The sequence below is a fragment of the Hoyosella altamirensis genome (genome assembly GCF_014191505.1).
Classification (GTDB): domain Bacteria; phylum Actinomycetota; class Actinomycetes; order Mycobacteriales; family Mycobacteriaceae; genus Hoyosella; species Hoyosella altamirensis.
Genome location: NZ_JACHWS010000002.1, coordinates 412,635 through 429,229 on the forward strand (window position 1 = coordinate 412,635; position 16,595 = coordinate 429,229).

Annotated in this window: 18 protein-coding genes; 6 read left to right on the forward strand and 12 right to left on the reverse strand. The window is 62.9% G+C overall.

The window, feature by feature from the left end; all coding sequences use genetic code 11:
* A complete protein-coding gene (locus FHU29_RS10650; RefSeq protein ID WP_013805188.1) occupies positions 1–786 on the forward strand; it encodes an LmeA family phospholipid-binding protein in 786 nt (261 codons plus the stop codon).
* On the opposite strand, the gene FHU29_RS10655 is transcribed toward FHU29_RS10650, so the two are convergent.
* On the reverse strand, positions 787–2,115 hold the full coding sequence (locus tag FHU29_RS10655; protein WP_064442339.1) for a hypothetical protein: 1,329 nt from the start codon (positions 2,113–2,115) through the stop codon (positions 787–789).
* Between the two features lie 86 nt (positions 2,116–2,201).
* On the opposite strand from FHU29_RS10655, the gene menE reads away from it, so the two are divergent.
* From menE to FHU29_RS10670, 3 genes are read left to right on the forward strand one after another with little or no spacing between them, the layout of a single operon-like run.
* On the forward strand, positions 2,202–3,308 hold the full coding sequence (gene menE / locus FHU29_RS10660) for an o-succinylbenzoate--CoA ligase (RefSeq protein WP_423785875.1): 1,107 nt from the start codon (positions 2,202–2,204) through the stop codon (positions 3,306–3,308).
* A gap of 12 nt (positions 3,309–3,320) precedes the next feature.
* Positions 3,321–4,190 (forward strand): 1,4-dihydroxy-2-naphthoate polyprenyltransferase, encoded by an 870-nt coding sequence (locus FHU29_RS10665; RefSeq protein ID WP_064442341.1) that lies wholly within the window; start codon positions 3,321–3,323, stop codon positions 4,188–4,190.
* 6 nt (positions 4,191–4,196) lie between these two features.
* On the forward strand, positions 4,197–4,559 hold the full coding sequence (locus FHU29_RS10670) for a YrdB family protein (protein ID WP_083962546.1): 363 nt from the start codon (positions 4,197–4,199) through the stop codon (positions 4,557–4,559).
* Between the two features lie 100 nt (positions 4,560–4,659).
* On the opposite strand, the gene FHU29_RS10675 is transcribed toward FHU29_RS10670, so the two are convergent.
* The 5 genes from FHU29_RS10675 to FHU29_RS10695 are packed head-to-tail and all read right to left on the reverse strand — an operon-like array spanning position 4,660 to position 9,778.
* Complete coding sequence (locus tag FHU29_RS10675; protein WP_013805183.1) at positions 4,660–5,040, reverse strand: phage holin family protein; 381 nt, start codon at positions 5,038–5,040, stop codon at positions 4,660–4,662.
* Between the two features lie 24 nt (positions 5,041–5,064).
* Positions 5,065–7,578, reverse strand: a complete 2,514-nt coding sequence (locus tag FHU29_RS10680) for an FtsX-like permease family protein (RefSeq protein WP_157095391.1) — start codon at positions 7,576–7,578, stop codon at positions 5,065–5,067.
* Between the two features lie 23 nt (positions 7,579–7,601).
* Positions 7,602–8,297: an ABC transporter ATP-binding protein gene (locus FHU29_RS10685; protein ID WP_064442344.1), complete on the reverse strand. Its 696-nt coding sequence runs from the start codon at positions 8,295–8,297 to the stop codon at positions 7,602–7,604.
* Entirely contained in the window at positions 8,290–9,429 is a 1,140-nt protein-coding gene (gene cds1 / locus FHU29_RS10690; RefSeq protein ID WP_064442345.1) for an L-cysteine desulfhydrase Cds1, read from the reverse strand. The genes FHU29_RS10685 and cds1 overlap by 8 nt, the downstream gene beginning before the upstream one ends.
* Complete coding sequence (locus FHU29_RS10695) at positions 9,416–9,778, reverse strand: DUF4229 domain-containing protein (RefSeq protein WP_183377534.1); 363 nt, start codon at positions 9,776–9,778, stop codon at positions 9,416–9,418. The genes cds1 and FHU29_RS10695 overlap by 14 nt, the downstream gene beginning before the upstream one ends.
* A 147-nt stretch (positions 9,779–9,925) precedes the next feature.
* Here FHU29_RS10695 and FHU29_RS10700 point away from each other — a divergent pair, with 147 nt between their 5' ends.
* Together FHU29_RS10700 and FHU29_RS10705 are read left to right on the forward strand one after the other, a co-directional pair.
* Positions 9,926–10,132: a BldC family transcriptional regulator gene (locus FHU29_RS10700; protein ID WP_013805178.1), complete on the forward strand. Its 207-nt coding sequence runs from the start codon at positions 9,926–9,928 to the stop codon at positions 10,130–10,132.
* Between the two features lie 98 nt (positions 10,133–10,230).
* Positions 10,231–10,446, forward strand: coding sequence for a hypothetical protein (locus FHU29_RS10705; protein ID WP_013805177.1), 216 nt, complete (start codon positions 10,231–10,233; stop codon positions 10,444–10,446).
* 106 nt (positions 10,447–10,552) lie between these two features.
* Here FHU29_RS10705 and FHU29_RS10710 read toward each other — a convergent pair whose 3' ends face one another.
* From FHU29_RS10710 to FHU29_RS10735, 6 genes are all read right to left on the reverse strand, one after another.
* Positions 10,553–11,707, reverse strand: coding sequence for a MinD/ParA family ATP-binding protein (locus tag FHU29_RS10710; protein WP_423785869.1), 1,155 nt, complete (start codon positions 11,705–11,707; stop codon positions 10,553–10,555).
* 173 nt (positions 11,708–11,880) lie between these two features.
* Positions 11,881–12,846 carry a c-type cytochrome biogenesis protein CcsB gene (gene ccsB, locus FHU29_RS10715; protein ID WP_064442348.1) on the reverse strand — a complete coding sequence of 322 codons (966 nt, stop codon included), beginning with the start codon at positions 12,844–12,846 and terminating at the stop codon, positions 11,881–11,883.
* Positions 12,847–12,863: 17 nt separating this feature from the next.
* Complete coding sequence (resB, locus tag FHU29_RS10720; RefSeq protein ID WP_064442349.1) at positions 12,864–14,471, reverse strand: cytochrome c biogenesis protein ResB; 1,608 nt, start codon at positions 14,469–14,471, stop codon at positions 12,864–12,866.
* Entirely contained in the window at positions 14,468–15,301 is an 834-nt protein-coding gene (locus FHU29_RS10725; protein ID WP_423785870.1) for a cytochrome c biogenesis CcdA family protein, read from the reverse strand. Before FHU29_RS10725 ends, resB begins: the two co-directional genes overlap by 4 nt.
* Positions 15,298–15,903 carry a TlpA disulfide reductase family protein gene (locus FHU29_RS10730; RefSeq protein ID WP_064442351.1) on the reverse strand — a complete coding sequence of 202 codons (606 nt, stop codon included), beginning with the start codon at positions 15,901–15,903 and terminating at the stop codon, positions 15,298–15,300. Before FHU29_RS10730 ends, FHU29_RS10725 begins: the two co-directional genes overlap by 4 nt.
* On the reverse strand, positions 15,900–16,571 hold the full coding sequence (locus FHU29_RS10735; protein WP_064442352.1) for a histidine phosphatase family protein: 672 nt from the start codon (positions 16,569–16,571) through the stop codon (positions 15,900–15,902). Before FHU29_RS10735 ends, FHU29_RS10730 begins: the two co-directional genes overlap by 4 nt.
* Between the last annotated feature and the right edge of the window lie 24 nt (positions 16,572–16,595).

A 16,595-nucleotide genomic window follows, 5' to 3' on the forward strand; every position in this document is an offset into this window, starting at 1 on the left:
ATGAATAGCCAGCGTCTGTTCGGCGATTGGCTTCCCTGGCGGGAGGTCGACCGTTTGCTTGCGCTGGGCAAGTCGCTCCGCCCGACCGTGCCGACGAGCCCGGCGGGTCTCGTCCAGCTCATTCTTCGCGTCGCATCGGACCGGTTACTCGGCCGCCGCATCACTATCCAGACAGGTGATACGGACGTGTCGTTCACGCCAGTTGAGATCGACAGTGATTTTCACACTCTCGGTCTCGCGACCGGCCAGATAGCAGCAATTCGCTTCGTCGCGAACCATGTGCGCTGGGAACGAACGACACTTCAGCGGGTGGAAGTCACGTTCACCGACACCCGCTTACGCTCCCTCCCGGCACCGTATCTGGTGGTCGGACTGGTGACGGTGCGCATTACTGTCACCAGCACTGAAGTTCACCATTGGGTCAAGCAGGTCGCTCCTGACATTCATGTCGACATCACCAAAGAGGGCAAGGTCCAGGCAAGCTGGGCGCGGGCGCCCATGCTCGGTCACATTGAGTTGCGGCCTACCGCGGGCGACTCCGTAATCTATCTCGACCCGACGGGTCTGCAGATCTGGCAGCGCAGCCTCCCTGTCGCGCACCGGATGAAGCCCTTCGCGATCGCAGTCCCCGACCTTCCGCACGGGCTCCAGCTGACCAGCATCGAGACAGGACCCGAGGAGCTCATCCTGCACGGTGTGACTGACCGGGTTCGCGAGCGTATCTCCTCGATGCCACTCGCCGATGTGCTCACCATGCTCTTGCGCCTGATCGATCAATTCACCTGATTACCACTGCCGGAAGCGAGTGTGCACAGGGAAACGCGCGTGCAGCAGACGCTGGCGGAGCACGCCAAGCGCGAACGTCACCACCTCGTCTTTGAGGACGTGCGGTGCAAGTCCGGGTCGTGTGACCACACCGAGGGTTCGCAACTCACCGATAGCCCGGTCCACGAAGGGCGCGACCGAATACGGTTCGATCTCGTCACCACTAGCTGTCCATCCCTCATCAGCCAGCAGCGTCGCGGCGAGAATCGTGGGGTCTACATCATCGTCGCCGAGCGCCGGCCCAGCCGGATCGAGCGTGATCCCCTGGCCACGGCCTATCACCGCCATCAGCGCCTCTGCCGCGATCGTTTCCGTCGTGTAGGACGGCCCCAGCCAGTCACGCAACAAGAACCCCAGCGCGTCGTCGATACCCGCGTCACGAGCGCGCGGTGTTGGCACGATGCGTCCGCGAACACGCCGCACCACCCGCATCCGCTGCAGGAGCTTCCACAGTTCGCTTACTTGATGCGCGGGCGGAGTCTGTAGGTCACTCCACCAGGGGTGCGCCTCGGGTTCCTCCTCGAGAATCACCTGATCGAGCTCAGCGGGCAGAGCACCGTTAGCCGAGACCGGCTTCCCTTCGCCGAGAAGAGTCAGGAAACGATGAACACGCCGGGCGACTGTATGCGGAACAACCGCGGCCGAATGCAGGCCATCGAGTAGGCCCTCGTACATCGCGGCACGCGTCTCGGACAGGCTTGACCACAGATCGATCCGGCAATCGACAACGTCTTCGAGAAGCGGGCGACCCTTACGCTCCGTGGCGAGCACCGCATGGGTCAGTTTGGCGCGGCGCTCCGCCGTTTCGTTCTTGCGCTCCCCAGTTCCGAACTCGCCCGTCACCGCGGCAACTTCGAGGGTCGAGGAGATCTGTTCGACGATCGCGAGTTCCTCAGACGTGCACATGTGCTGCCACGTCACTTGATCAGTGTCGGGCGGCTCCACCCCCGAGGTCTCGAGGGCGAGCCGATACGCCTCAGACCACTCGTCGGGATCCATCAGGAACAGCAGCCGCCGCGTGGTTTCGCCGCGCGCGATAGCCGCGTAGCGCATCCGGCCGAGACGCTGCAGGAGCGCGCCGAGCGCGCAACTCTGCGCCCATGCTCGTTGCGGGTCACGCTCATCCTGCTCACGAAGCGCAGCCCAGCAGAGATGCTGCACACTCGCCTGTGTTGGCCCCTGGGGGGGCGATATTTCAGCCAGCTTTTCCCAGGCGTGGATGGCGTCAGCAGCGATCGCAGGGTCCTCCGCATCGAGGGCACTGAGTGCTGCTTCTACGGTCTCGTCCACGTCGCCACTGTATCGACTTACAGGCGGCGTGGGAGCATCGTGGCGTGACCATTCTGCGCACGCTTCCCATTCCGGCAGGAAAATCAGTGTTGGGGCTGCTGCCACATCTTGAGAAAGCGCTGAACGGTCAGGCGTCGTGGCTGCCCGTGCCCGAATACGACGAACGCGAAGCCCGCCGCTTGACAGCCGCACTGGGCGCCGATGAGCCGATCGACCCCGCCATCAGTCTGGTCGTGGCTACCTCAGGAACCACCGGGACACCGAAAGGTGCGATGGTTACAGCGTCGGCGCTGCGCGCGAGTATCGACGCCTCTCATGATCGGATTGGCGGGCCGGGACGCTGGGTACTTGCGCTTCCCCCTCATCACATCGCGGGTCTGCAGGTGTTGTTGCGCGCGATCATCTCCGGGACCACTCCGGTGGTCATCGACGTGCGCAACGGGTTCGACCCGGCAGGATTCGCCACTACCGTTCAGCGAGCGGCACGCGAGCCTGGACCGCTTTACGTCTCCCTGGTTCCCGGGCAGCTCATCAAGGCGATCGGATACCCAGCAGCCGTTGCGGCACTTCGCGAATGCAGTGCAGTCCTCATCGGCGGAGCAGCGCTTCCGCCGAACGTCAGTGCGCAGGCGCACGAGCTCAGCATTCCGGTTATCCGAACCTACGGGATGAGCGAAACGTGCGGTGGGTGCGTGTACGACGGCGTCCCCCTCGAGGGCGCTCGTGTCCGGATCGACAACGGTCGCGTCGTCCTTGGCGGGAAGATGCTTGCGGCCGGTTACCGGAACCTCCCCGGCCATCCCGCTTTTGGTGAAGCGGGCTGGTTTCGCACTGACGACGCCGGATCGTTGTCAGGAGGCATCCTGACGGTGCACGGACGGCTCGACGAAGCGATCTCGACTGGTGGTCTGACAATCGTTCCTCAAGTCGTCGAGTCGGCCCTGGCCAAGCTTCCCTCGGTCCGGGAGTGCGCGGTCGTGGGCCTTCGCGATCCTCGTCTGGGTGAGCGGGTAGTGGCGGCGATTGTCGCTGTACCGGGAACCACTGTGAGTCTGGCCGAGGCTCGCCGCGCTGTCACCGATCAGCTTGATTCGACCGCCGCGCCACGGCAGATCTTCATCATGAGTGACCTGCCTCTCCTTAGTTCCGGCAAGGTAGACCGCGCCGCTCTGCGAAATATGCTGCAGAACTGAGAAAATGACACCATGGCGTCCACAGCGGAATGGATTGAAGGGGCTCGGCCCCGCACTTTGCCCAATGCGATAGCACCGGTGATCGCCGGGACAGGCGCAGCCGGGGCGCTGGGTGCTGCAGTGTGGTGGAAAGCCCTGCTCGCCCTCGTAGTTTCGCTCGCGCTGATCGTGGCGGTGAACTATGCCAACGACTACTCGGACGGCGTCCGGGGTACCGACGATGTCCGGGTGGGCCCGATGCGGCTGGTGGGATCCGGTGCCGCCACCCCCACCGCGGTCAAGAACGCGGCGTTCGCTGCTTTCGGAATCGCCGCCGTTGCAGGTGTAGTCCTTGCCCTAACGTCAGCGTGGTGGCTGATCCTCGTGGGTGCGGCGTGCGTCGCCGGTGCGTGGTTCTACACAGGCGGGCGCAAACCCTATGGATATCTGGGGTTCGGCGAGGTCGCAGTATTCGTCTTCTTCGGCTTGGTCGCAGTACTCGGTACCCAGTTTGTGCAGGCTGGAACTATCAGCTGGGTCGGGTTGCTCTGTGCGATCAGCGTCGGTTGCTTCTCTAGCGCCGTGCTCGTAGCCAACAATCTTCGAGACATCGAAACAGACGCCGCTGCCGGGAAGAACACGCTTGCGGTCCGGCTTGGAGACGCCCGCACGCGGACACTGCATGTCGTGTTACTCGCGATCCCCTTCCTGCTTACGCTTGCCCTGGCGTTTGACAGCGCGGCTGCGTTGATCGCGCTCGCTGCCGCGCCGTTGGCGGTCCGGGCGCACCTGCCGGTGCGGACCGGGCGAAAGGGTCTGGAACTCATCCCCGTACTTCGCGACACCGGCCTGGCGATGCTGGCGTGGTCGGTTCTTGTCGCGGTTGGCCTGAATCTCAGTTAAGGATCGATGATGCTGCTCACACTTGCTGTGGGCACGGTTCTCGCCGTGCTTTTTGTACTGGAACTCATAGCGCTCGCCGCGATCGGCGTGCTGGCGTGGTCAGCGGGCGCTGCACTCTCCGGAACGGCCGCAGGGATTGCGTTCGGCGTACTAGCTGTAGCGGCCGCTGGGGCTGCATGGTTTCTCTTCGCCGCTGAACGACCGTACTTCGATCATCCGCCCGCGCGGCTCGTCGTCAAAGTCGCCGTGTTCGCGATTGCAGCCTATTCCGTCTGGAGTCTGGCTTCACCGATGTGGGCGGGCGTTTTCGTCGCAGCACTGCTCGCTGTACACGCCATCGCGGGCCTGCGCATCTTGCCTGCCAACTGAGGCCCACTCCCACACCCCGCGCCTGCTGGGAAATACACACGGATCTTCGGGTTACACCGTGCGTTTCTCTGCAGGCGTCGGCGTCGGACTGTTCGCTTGATCAGCGTTTACCTGGCACGACCATTCCGAGTACGAAGTTGACGATCGCGATCAGCAGGGCACCCCAGAACGCGGCCCAGAATCCAGCGATGTCGATGCCGTAGTCGAAGTAACTGGTCACCCATTCCGTGAGCAGCAACATCAAGGCGTTGATGACCAGCAGGAACAAGCCAAGCGTGAGGATCACAAGCGGTAGCGACAAGAGCTTCACGACCGGCTTGACCACCATGTTGACGAGCGTGAAGACGAGACCGATCAGCACGATCACGATCGCGTCAGCACCGATAGAATCTCCGGGCAGCCGGAGTGAGATCCCTGTAATCCACTCTGCGGCGAGCCAAATGGCGAATGAGTTAATCACCAAGCTTGCAATGAACAGCATGCGTCTATCGTGACACGCTGATCGCTAATCCGCGCTCACTGCGCTGATGATGTCCATTCGTCCCGCTCGCCACGCTGGCACGAGCGCACCGCCGAGCGCGAGAAGCAGTGCCGCCGCCGCGTAGAGTCCGGCCACCGGCACGAGCGCAAAGTTGATCTGCACCGCAGTTGTCGCGGAAAGCGCAACCGTCGCGATGTAGTGAAGCGCTGTGCCGAACAGGAGTCCCATCGCGCCGCCAACCACCCCGACCGCAAGGGCCTCGTACAGAACGGTCCGGGAAATGAACTTACGGCTGGCACCCATCGCGCGAAGAACCCCGAGTTCCCTGCGCCTGTCCAGGACCGAAAGCATAAGCGTGTTGAGGAGCGCAACGGCTGCGACCAGTGCGACGATCCACTGCACACCGACTGCCAGCGCTCCCGCCTGTTCCGTTGCCTGGCGGGCTGAAAGGAATGCCTCCTCACCCGTCTGGAGAAAAACCCCTTCGGGCAGCACCGATTCGACAGCGCTGACCACCTCAGCACGGTCAGCGTCAGCCGCCACTGCGGCTTCAATAAACGTCGCGCCGTCACGCTCGTACCACTGCTGCATCCGCGGCAGATCCATCGCGATCATGCCGGCTCCCACAGCCAGATAATCGACCACCCCGACGACGTCGCCCCGCTGCAGCCCCGACGGGGTGGCGACATCAATGGAGTCGCCCACATCGACGTCCAGCGATCGGGCTAGCTGCCGTGAAAGCGCAATTCCATCGCCGCCGAGAACTTGCTGCCGCATTTCCGGAGTCATCGCGGTCAGAGCAGGAGCCGTCGACCCTTCGCTGGCACCAAGCACCATCACCTTCAGGGGCGCGCTGTCGGGCGCCCCGAGATTGGCATATGCCCATTGGCCGGGAGTGGCCCGGGATATCCCAGGAATTGCTGCGACGTCGTCGAGCACTCCATCTGGGACCACCGGACCAGCGGGTACGTTATCGACAGGCGCTGTCGTCAAGTAGAAGTCGGCGTCTGCGAGCGACGAGACGAGCCCGCCAGCAGACTCAACCAGATTACGCATCGAGCCCGTTGTCGAGACCGCGACCGCCACCGCGATCATCACGGTCATCGCGGTGGCCCACACGCGGCGCGGTGCCCGGGATGCTGATTCTGCACCCAGGCGGCCTGCCGGACCGCACGCGCCCGCCACACGCGATGTCAAGGCCCCGATCAATTTGATCAGCCCGTAGCAGAGCCCGAGAATCCCGACCGCGAAAAGGGCGCCCGCGAGCAGGGCCTTACGGTCATTGAAACTGAACGCCATCACGACGGCCGCAGCCATCGTCACGGCGCCAGCGATGAGCGCGGGGATGGTCCACGAGTCTGAGTGAACCTCGGCTGTCACCACATCCGCTGGTTGCAGCGCTTCGACCGGGGCCACGGAAAAGACTTGGCGTGCCGCGACCGCGGACGCGACAACGCTCGCCCCGACACAGAGAATCAGCGCGACGATGGGCGCATACCACTGAACCGCGAACACCACTTCCCCGCTGAAGGATTGCACGAGGACCGGCGGTACCCGGCCGACGGCGAGTTCCCCCATCACCGCACCCAGCGGGATTCCGGCGACACCACCGATGAGGCCTATCAACGCGGCCTCGCCGACGAGTCCGCGAACAATTACCGCCCGTTGAGCTCCGAGCGCCCGGAGCGTCGCGATCGCGGGACGCCGCTGGGCAACTGTCATGTTCATCGAGTTGAAAACAAGAAAGCCAGCGACAACGAGCCCGATCAGGGCGACGAGCAAAGTGGAGTCACGAGTCAGCGCGATGGATGTACCTGCCTGCGCAGCGCGGAACTCTGGCTCAGCGACCAGCGCCCTGCCGTCGATCGCCGCAGTGACCCGGTCCTGCAGCGAACTCACTGGAACCCCAGGTTCGGGAATGATAAAGATCGAGTCCAGCGTGCCCTCACGCCCCGCCAGCCGCTGCGCGACCGGTAACGCGGTGACGAGGAAATTCCCGCCGTTGATCGGTCTGGCAGCGGGATCGCTGGAGACCTGGATCACCTCGGCTTCGCCCCCCGGGAGCCGGAGCACGTCGCCGACCTGGACACCGGCTCCTGGACCGGCGATCACACCGCCACCCAGCAACTCCGGCGCCAACTGCTGGAGATCACCATCGACCGCACCAACAAGATCGCCGCCAAGCGCGCCCGCAGATTGATCCGCACCGAAAATCAGCGTCCCCCGGCCCTCATACGCGACCGGCGCCCAGAGCAGCGGCGCAGCTGTCTCAACCCCCGGCACACGCCGCACCAGCGGCAGGACCCGGTCGTCGAAACCGGTATCCGCGATCGCGGTGACTTCGAGGGCAGCATCCCCCGCGACGGCCTGAGAGAGGCGATCCACAGACCCGGTCAGCGACCCATAAGTCGAAAGGACCGCGACGAGCAGGGCAGAGGAAACAGCAATGACACCGATCGAGATCGCCGAACGTATTGGGCGGGCGATAAGTTCACGCAGGTGGAGGAGCCACCATCTCCCCAGCGCCGCTCTGCTCACGGGCTTCCCCACTGCTCTCACCGCTACTGCGTTCCAGTGTGGGAGCCGTCGAGCCGCCCGTCACGCATCGTGATTGTTCGGTCCGTCACGGCGGCGGCACTGCTGTCGTGAGTCACCATCACGACGAGACGGTCTGCACCACCGTGCGCCACCTCCGACAGAAGCGCGAGTATTCCGTGCCCGGTTTTCGAGTCGAGATTTCCAGTCGGCTCATCAGCCAGGATGAGCGGAGGGTTGTTGATGAGCGCACGCGCAACTGCGACCCGCTGCATCTGTCCTCCCGAGAGCTCTGCGGGCTTGTGATTGACGCGTTCTCCCAGCCCCACGCGTTCGAGCAGCGCTATCGCGTCTGCGCGCGCTGAACTCAGTGTCCGCCCGTCCAGCAGCCGCGGCACCGCTACGTTCTCCCACGCTGTGAGCGTGGGCAGAAGATTGAAGAACTGGAAAACGAAACCGATCCGGTGCCGCCGGAATTCAGCGAGACCCTCATCGGACAGGGCGCCGATATCAGCCCCGCCAACCGTCACCGTTCCCTCTGTGGGCTGGTCGAGGCCACCCATGAGATGCAGGAGCGTGCTCTTGCCCGCGCCTGACGGCCCCACGATAGAGACGAACTGACCGCCCTCAAGGCTGAGATCTACGCCATCGAGTGCGCGCACAATTTGGCCACCCACCTGGTATTCACGAACGACGTTCGCGAAGCGCACCGCCTCACCCATGCGTGGCCCATCTGCCAGTGGCGCTGAACTCCGCGAGCACGGCTTCAGCACCCGAGAGGTCCAAGCCTTCCTGATTGACCCACTCGTCGTCGAAATAGGTGCCGGAGTACCGGTCACCCGCGTCGCAGAGCAGCGTCACCACGCTCCCACTCCGGCCCTGCGCGGCCATCTGCGCGACAAGGCTGAAAACCCCCCACAAGTTGGTTCCAGTTGAGCCACCCACCCGGCGCCCAAGCTGACTGCTTGCATACCGCGCTGCGGCGATCGAGGCCGCATCTGGAACCTTGACCATCCGATCGACCACTTCAGGAATGAACGACGGTTCAGCACGCGGCCGTCCGATCCCTTCTATCCGGGAACTGCAGGGGGCCGTGAGGGTCGGATCACCGGTACGCCACGAGTCGAAGAACACCGAATTCTCTGGGTCCACAACACAGAGGCGAGTGTGGTGGCGGCGATAGCGGATGTACCGGCCGATAGTCGCGCTTGTTCCGCCGGTACCAGCACCCACGACGATCCAGTCCGGAATCGGGTGTTCTTCATGCTGGAGCTGGGTGAACATTGATTCAGCGATGTTGTTGTTGCCACGCCAGTCCGTCGCACGTTCTGCGTTCGTAAACTGATCGAGGTAGTGACCGCCCGTCTCACTTGCGAGGCGCTGCGCCTCGGCGTAGATCATTGCGGAGTCATTCACCAGATGGCACCGGCCGCCGTGCGCCTCGATCAGGGCAATCTTCGCGGGACTGGTGCCCGACGGCATTACGGCGACAAAATCGAGGCCCAGCAACCGTGCAAAGTACGCCTCGGAGACTGCCGTCGAGCCGGAGGATGCCTCAATGACAGTTGTGTCGGCGCTGATCCAGCCGTTACAGAGCCCGTAGAGAAACAGCGACCGCGCCAGCCGGTGCTTCAAGCTCCCCGTGATGTGCGTCGATTCATCTTTGAGATACACCTGAATCCGCGCCGCCGAGCCAGGCCACTGCTCGGGCAAGGGGTAACGCAGCAGGTGCGTGTCCGCGCTTCGCTGCGCGTCCGCCTCGATCAGCCGGACCGCATCGTCAGCCCAGGAGCGCGCCGGGGAACGGTCGACAATCAGGTCACCGGCACAAAGCCCTGGTTCACCGACTGTCACTGGCGCGTCCGGAACGGAGCTTGGCTTCCAGTTCCGCACGGTCGCGGCGGCGCTGCTCGTCGATCGCGGCGATCGCGCTCGTAATCCGGAACCTCAGCGGCCGGAACAACACAATCGACAGCGGCATCGCGATGATCACCGCGAAAAGCAGTGCAACGAGAAGGTAAACCTCGACGCCGAAAAGCATGCCGATTCCGACTATCGCGGCAGTCAGCACGGCAGCCAGAACGATTCTGGCGAGGGTAAAGAGCAAGACGTCACGCGCGAGCCCGCGGCGCGTATACACGGGTTGTTCAGGCGTTACTGCAGATTCAGGAGTCTGGTGGGCGTCCTGTGTCGATTCACTCACCCCCATAGGCTACCTAGTTTCTCGCGGGGTGAATTGCCCGCTTGGTCGCTTACCTCCCCTTTACCAACGACAGACCGTTCGAGTACCTGGGGGTTTTGGTGTCAATATGGCTTTGTCCACGCGGTCACAAACCGAAGGAGCACATAGATGACAGCCATTGGATTCGATAACACTGAACGCCTCCTCACCCCTGGCCAGGTCGCGTCCCTCTTCAGCGTCGACCCGAAGACGGTCTCTCGCTGGGCACTGGCGGGACGCCTCGGTTCGCTGCGCACGCCCGGTGGGCATCGCCGCTTCCGCGAATCCGAGGTACGCGAGCTCCATGCTCGCCTGACCTCTGAGGCGCACCACTAGTACCGGCTACATTCAAACCGCGCCGGAGCACGCCTCCCACCACGCCTTCTAGCACGCAGTGCGCTAAGGCAGCTACTCTCGTAGTGAGGAGGTGCGTCGTGATTTACATTTTGGCGTTGATCGGGCTGATAACGCTCGCAATTCTGATGTGGCGGGCCTTCGGCCCCTCACTTCTCGGGCGTACCGACAATGTTCCGCGCTCAATGGGCCCCGATGACGATCCGGATTTCCTGTGGAGGCTTGGCAGAGACGTTCGTCGCGACAAGTCAGGGCCCCATAGTGACGGGAATGAGTCACCCAACCCGGAGCACTGAGTTCCAGGTAGGACGCTAGTAGCGAAACGCGTGTGAGCACCAGCCACCGTCGCGGGTCACCCCGGCGCTCATGGCGGTGCTCACACGCGTTTCGCCTGGAAACTGACTAGCGTTGACCGAATCCTTCGGCCATCGTTGCCGCGAGTTCCATCAAGGCGATCCTTGTCGCAGGCCGCAGCCGCTCCATATCGATCTCAGCGCCCTCTTCGAGATGCGCATCAAATGGCAGCAACCGCACGGTACGGCTGCGCCGAGCAAAATGCTCGATCACCCGATCGAGGTCGACTTTCCCCGCCTTCGGCCGCGCCGCGTTGATCACTGTCACCGACCGTGTCACCAGGTCGGCATATCCATGGGCTTCCAGCCAGTCCATCGTTGCCGACGCACTGCGCGCACCATCGACCGAGCCAGAGCTGATGATGATCAGCGCATCCGCGTTGCTGAGCACCCCAGACATCGCGGAGTGCATGAGCCCTGTTCCGCAATCCGTGAGGACCAGATTGTAGAAACGCTCGAGGACATCGAGGACACGGCCGTAATCGTCCGCACTGAACGCTTCGGATACGGCTGGGTCTGTATCCGAAGCAAGAACCTCAAGACGGCTGAGCGCCTGTGACGTATACGCCCGGACGTCGCTGTACCGCTGAATGTCCGGGCCTTGCTGCAGCAAGTCACGCACTGTCGCGTCAGTGTCGAGCGGAAGTTTGTTGCAGAGCGTGCCGCGGTCCGGGTTCGCGTCGACCGCGATTACCCGATCACCTCGCAGGGAGGCGAAAGTCGAGCCCAAAGCGGCGGTGACCGTCGTTTTCCCCACGCCACCCTTGAGGGACAGCACTGCGATCTTGTGGCATCCGTAGAGCGGAGCGTTGAGCTGCTTCGTGAGGGCAGCGAGGTAAGCCTCCCGCCTGCCATCCCCGAGATTCACCGCTCCGCCTGTGCAGGAGTACACGGCTTTACGCCACCCGCGCCGTGGCGCGGCCTTCACTGGCTTGAGCAGAACGGAGCTGGACAGATCCCAGGAAGACGGGGGCTCAAAGGCTCCAGCTTCTACTCCGCGCGGTTGCGCCGGTTTCCGGAGCCCCAGCTCCTGGGGCACCACACGCTCAGCCGTGTTATCGGACTGATAACCGAACTGGTCAGTGGCAAAAAACTCGGCTGAACGGTCGGTTTCCTGACCGAATATTGTTTGACTGTCGGCTGATGCAGGCATCGCCGCCCCTCCCCCTGTAGCGCCCTGCGCAGTGACTGCGCAGATTCCCATTACGTGGCCATCCCCCGATTAGCCACATGAAGAGTAGGGCGAGAACCTCACCTGAACGCAAACTGACATTATGCCGCTTCTCAAAATGTGAGACGCGAACTGCGTGCCGCGCGGAATCGTGAAGCATTTTCCCTCATAGGGAGGGAAGATACTTCACGATTCGCGAGGCTGGCTCAGTTCAGTCCTGCGTACGAGTGCAAGCCAGAAACAACCATGTTGATGAAGAACAGATTGAAGACCACCATCGCGAAACCCGTGACGTTGATCCATGCTGCTTTCACGTCACGCCATCCGGCTGTGGCCCGCGCGTGCAAGTATGCGGCGTAAACAATCCAGGTCACGAAGGACATCGTTTCCTTGGGGTCCCAGCCCCAGAATCGTCCCCACGCCGCTTCCGCCCAGACAGCACCCAAGATGACACCGACGCCGAAGATCGGGAACGCGATGACCGTCGTCCGGTACGCGATCCGGTCAAGCGATTGCCCGCTCGGCAGATGTTCGGCGATCCGGCCGAAGAATCCCTTGCCCTCTGCACCCTCAGGCCGCCGGATACGGAGCAGGAACATCAAGCTCGCGACGCCAGAAACCAGGAAAAGCCCACTTCCGATGACCGCGAGAGACACATGGATGGGGAGCCAGAACGACTGCAGAGCGGGCACTACGGGAGCCGCATCCGCGTACAGCACAGTGCCACAGAGGAAAACCAGCAGAACAACCGGAACTAGTACGAAGATCCACAACGGCCGGTGCTCAGGCTTGCGAATGAAGACCAGCCCGGAGACCACCGCGACGAGAACCATCGCCGACGTGAACTCGTACATGTTGCCCAGCGGGAAACGGTCGGTCGCAAGACCGCGCAGCACCAGCGACGCGAACTGACTGACCGCACCCACAACGATCAGCGCGTAGCCCATCCCGCCGAACTTGTCGCGCCACGAACGCTGCACGACGGGACCGACGCGCGGGCCCGGTGTGCCGTGTGGTGTCACGGCGGCACCAACGAGTTCGCGCTCGTGCGCCTTCTTCACCCGCGCCGACGCATATTGACCCGCAAACATGAGCATGGCGAGGACATACACAGCGAACGCGGTCTGGAAGGTCAGATCGCTGTACCGCGCGAGGTCGGGGTCGATGTCCATAGATCTTCGTGCCTTTCCTACGTATCCAGGGAGCGACGGGCCGAGATGCGCGTGCACACCCGCTCGAATTCGCTGCCCCAGCCAGCCTGATCCGTTCTGGCCAGACCGCCAATTTCTACTACAGTACGTCGTTCACCCGCGGTTGGGGCGTGCAGGTCGGGTGAGATCCGAACCCAGACACGTCGCCGCGTCACCAGTAGCGAGACCACCAGTCCCAGCGTCATCGCAATTGCGGAAGCCAGGACCCAGCCCTGTGCAGGATCATGCGACACCTGGAGCGACACCCACTCTTCCGCGCCGTCGAAGCGTACTTCGGTTCCATCATCGAGGGTGGTGCTTTCCCCCTCCATGAGATTGACCCGTGCCTGCCGAACCAGTCGTTCCTGCTCGATCATCGACTGATCGAGACTGAAGATGTTCTGCGGCCGCCCCGCATCGAGCCCAATGTCACCCTTGTAGATGTCGATCGCGACAGCCGGGTCGTTCATTGCGGGGAAAACAGAGGTCAGCAGATCTCCTTCAAAGAAGGCGGTCGGCGCGAAGAGTCCCTCGATAGCGATTTGATTCTGTCGGCGCTCCGACTGATCCGGATACAAACCAGCCGGCGGGTCAAAACGCATCGCCCCGCTACTTAAGAAGGTGGTGGCGTCCTCCGGTGCGAACTGGAGTGTTTCGCTGCGCGATTCACCGTTCGGGAACGTGACTGTGAACCTCGGCGCGAAGCCATGCCCGATTAGGTACAGGCGGTCGCCTTCAACCCGCAACGGATCGTTCACTCGCAGGGTGTACGGATTCCACTCGTTGGTCAGTAAGTCATCGCCCGCCTGGTATTCGATGTTCGACGTGAACATCTCAGCCTGTCCTGTCGCCAGATAGTCAGCCCTGAAGTCGTTGACTCGCACACAGAACGGCGTCAGATCAGTGCCATCTACGCTCAATCCAGCCCGAAACGAGTCGTAGACGGCGGGGCTGCCTGTGCAAATTCCAGGCCCACCGTTCGCAACCACAATGACTGACCCCTCGTACCCGAAGATTCGGCCCAGCGCGACAGAGGCGAGCACACCCAGCAGCGCAATGTGGAAGACGAGGTTGCCTGCCTCGCGGAGATGCCCCTTTTCGGCAGAGATCTCGATGACGTCGCCGTCCCTGCGCACCGTTCGACGCCACCTGCGGAACACCGGGAGGACTTTGGCTTCAGCCTCGTCCGCGGTCCCGGGCAGGGTGAGCGTTGAGTGGTGGGGTAAACGGCCGAGATTGCGGGGCACGCGCACAACCGAAGCACGCATCGCATGCCAGTGATCGATAGCGCGGGGGACGATGCAGCCGACGAGCGAGACAAACAGCAGGGCGTAGATTGCGGTGAACCAGAAGCTGCTGAACACATCGAACATCCCGAACTGGTCAAGGATCGGCCCGAGAGTAGGCCGCTCCGCGATGTACTCGCGAACAGCCTGGGCGTTCAGACTGTTTTGCGGCAGCAAGGCCCCGGGAATCGCCCCGAGAGCGAGCAGGAAAAGCAGCACCAGCGCCGTACCCATGCTCGTCAGGTTTCGCCACGCGTTTCTCAGCGATGCGATCACGCGGTGACGAGCTGGTTGCACTGTGCGGTCGTCCGTTTTGGTCATATCGGCAGTACCACGTCGCTGATGAACGCCTCTCTCACCCAGCTCACAAAAACTTCCCATGCGCCGCTGACCAGCGCGATACCGACGAGGATCAGCATGATCCCACCGAAGACTTTCACTTCGCGCCCATGCCGGCGCAGCCAGCCCACGCCTCGCAGCGCAGACACCGAGCCGAACGCGAGCACGATAAATGGCAGGCCAAGACCGAGACAGTAGGCGACAATCAGGACGATGCCACGGGCCGCAGTCGACCCTTCCGTCCCCGCAGCGAGGGAGATCACCCCAGCGAGTGTCGGTCCCAAGCACGGTGTCCAGCCCAGGCCGAACACGCCTCCCAGCACCGGAGCGCCGGCCAGAGAGCTGAAGTGACGGGGCGAAAAGCGGGCGTCGCGCTGGAGGAGCGGGATGAATCCGATGAATACGAGACCCATCAGGATTGTCACAACGCCGCCGACCCGCTGCAGAAGTTCGCGGTTGAGGCTCAGCACACTGATCATGCCGAAGATCGATGCAGTCGCCAGCACGAAAACGACAGTGAAGCCACTAACGAACAACGCGGCCGCGCCGGCGACTCGCCAACGCGTTCGGTCCCGCAGTTTCGTGAGCGTGGCAGTTCGCGACGCCTCATGCGGAGTCACTTCTGGAGCGTCAACCCCGACGAGCCCCGCCAGGTACGACAAATAGCCGGGGACTAGCGGCACCACACACGGCGAAGCAAACGAAACGAGCCCGGCGAGCATGCACACCGCGAGCGCGAGTAGCAGTGGGCCATCGACCGCCGTGTTCTGAAATGTTTCCCCGAGTGAGGAGGCAAGCACCATCGAGTTCATTCTTCTTGCGCCACCCGCTCGACTACCGGCTGCAGGTCTTCAACGAGGAGATCGCGCAAGAATACGGCGGCAACGCGGTGTTCCCGGTCGAGCACGAAGGTCATGGGCACAACACTCGTCGGGATACCGCGCATCGCGATGAGCGTCCGCATGGATGGGTCATAGATCGAAGGGAAGGTCAGACCGAAGTCCGTCACGAAGTCCTGCGCTTTATCAATTTGCGGATCGCGCACGTTTATGCCCAGGAACTGGACGCCAAGCTCCTTTGTTTCGTCATAGACCTCTTGCAACTCGGGCATCTCGGTCCGGCAGGGAGCGCACCACTGGCCCCAGACATTGAGCACGACAACCTGGCCCGCGAAGTCTTCAAGTTCTATCGTCTGGTCCGGATCCGCTAGGGAGGGGCCTACGAGCATCCCAATCGTTCCGCGTGACTCGGGAGGATCATAAAGAATCTCCGTCTGGCCACCTGGTGACACGAAGTTGAACGTACCGCCCTGGACGACGGCGTCAGTACCGGCGGTCGCACAGGCACTGAAGGTAAGAGCAGCGGCCGACGCAACTGCGACGGCGGCGAGCCTGATCCGCCGCCGTGACCTCATGCCCCAGTCACCGAAGGATCCGACTTGCCCGCCGGTTCCGAGTACACGATGTCTATCAGTTCGTCGCCTTCATAGACGAGGGACGTCAGGGACGCGAGCGAGCACTGCCGCTTGCGCGGGTCATGCCACAAGCGCTGACCATGCAGAAATCTGCGCAGCGACCACACCGGCAACTGGTGGCTCACGCACACCGCTTCGTGCCCTGCTGCCGCGGCACGGGCGTTGTTGACCGCGGCGAGCATACGATGCGCGATTTGCAGGTAGGGCTCGCCCCAGGACGGGGTGAAGGGATCCCGCAGCTTCCACCAGTGACGTGGCCGCCGTAGCGCCCCATCACCCACCGAGACGCGAAGACCCTCGAACTCGTTCTCAGCTTCGATTAGGTCTTCGTCGGTGTGAATGTTCAGGCCGTGGATGTCGGCGATTGGTGTGGCTGTTTGCTGTGCCCGCAGCAGTGGCGATGCCACGACGTGAGTGATGTCATGCTCAGCGAGCGACTTCGCGACAGTTCTGGCTTGCGCCTGCCCCGTCTCGGAGAGACGAAATCCAGGCAGCCGCCCGTACAGGATCCCGGTCGGGTTATGCACCTCACCGTGGCGCACCAAATGCACGATCGTGCGGGTGGACTCCGCCCGCTGCGGGCCTGACTGCTCGTTGAGGTCCGTCACGTCTCACGCTCCTGGTAAGGATCT

What these genes read in the sequence shown, in the direction of transcription:
- FHU29_RS10650 (WP_013805188.1), top strand. Translation starts at nt 1, where the DNA reads ATGAATAGCCAGCGTCTGTTCGGCGATTGGCTTCCCTGGCGGGAGGTC.
- FHU29_RS10665 (WP_064442341.1), top strand. Translation starts at nt 3,321, where the DNA reads ATGGCGTCCACAGCGGAATGGATTGAAGGGGCTCGGCCCCGCACTTTG.
- FHU29_RS10670 (WP_083962546.1), top strand. Translation starts at nt 4,197, where the DNA reads ATGATGCTGCTCACACTTGCTGTGGGCACGGTTCTCGCCGTGCTTTTT.
- FHU29_RS10675 (WP_013805183.1), bottom strand. Translation starts at nt 5,040, where the DNA reads ATGCTGTTCATTGCAAGCTTGGTGATTAACTCATTCGCCATTTGGCTC.
- FHU29_RS10685 (WP_064442344.1), bottom strand. Translation starts at nt 8,297, where the DNA reads ATGGGTGAGGCGGTGCGCTTCGCGAACGTCGTTCGTGAATACCAGGTG.
- FHU29_RS10700 (WP_013805178.1), top strand. Translation starts at nt 9,926, where the DNA reads ATGACAGCCATTGGATTCGATAACACTGAACGCCTCCTCACCCCTGGC.
- FHU29_RS10710 (WP_423785869.1), bottom strand. Translation starts at nt 11,707, where the DNA reads ATGGGAATCTGCGCAGTCACTGCGCAGGGCGCTACAGGGGGAGGGGCG.
- ccsB (WP_064442348.1), bottom strand. Translation starts at nt 12,846, where the DNA reads ATGGACATCGACCCCGACCTCGCGCGGTACAGCGATCTGACCTTCCAG.
- resB (WP_064442349.1), bottom strand. Translation starts at nt 14,471, where the DNA reads ATGACCAAAACGGACGACCGCACAGTGCAACCAGCTCGTCACCGCGTG.
- FHU29_RS10725 (WP_423785870.1), bottom strand. Translation starts at nt 15,301, where the DNA reads ATGAACTCGATGGTGCTTGCCTCCTCACTCGGGGAAACATTTCAGAAC.
- FHU29_RS10730 (WP_064442351.1), bottom strand. Translation starts at nt 15,903, where the DNA reads ATGAGGTCACGGCGGCGGATCAGGCTCGCCGCCGTCGCAGTTGCGTCG.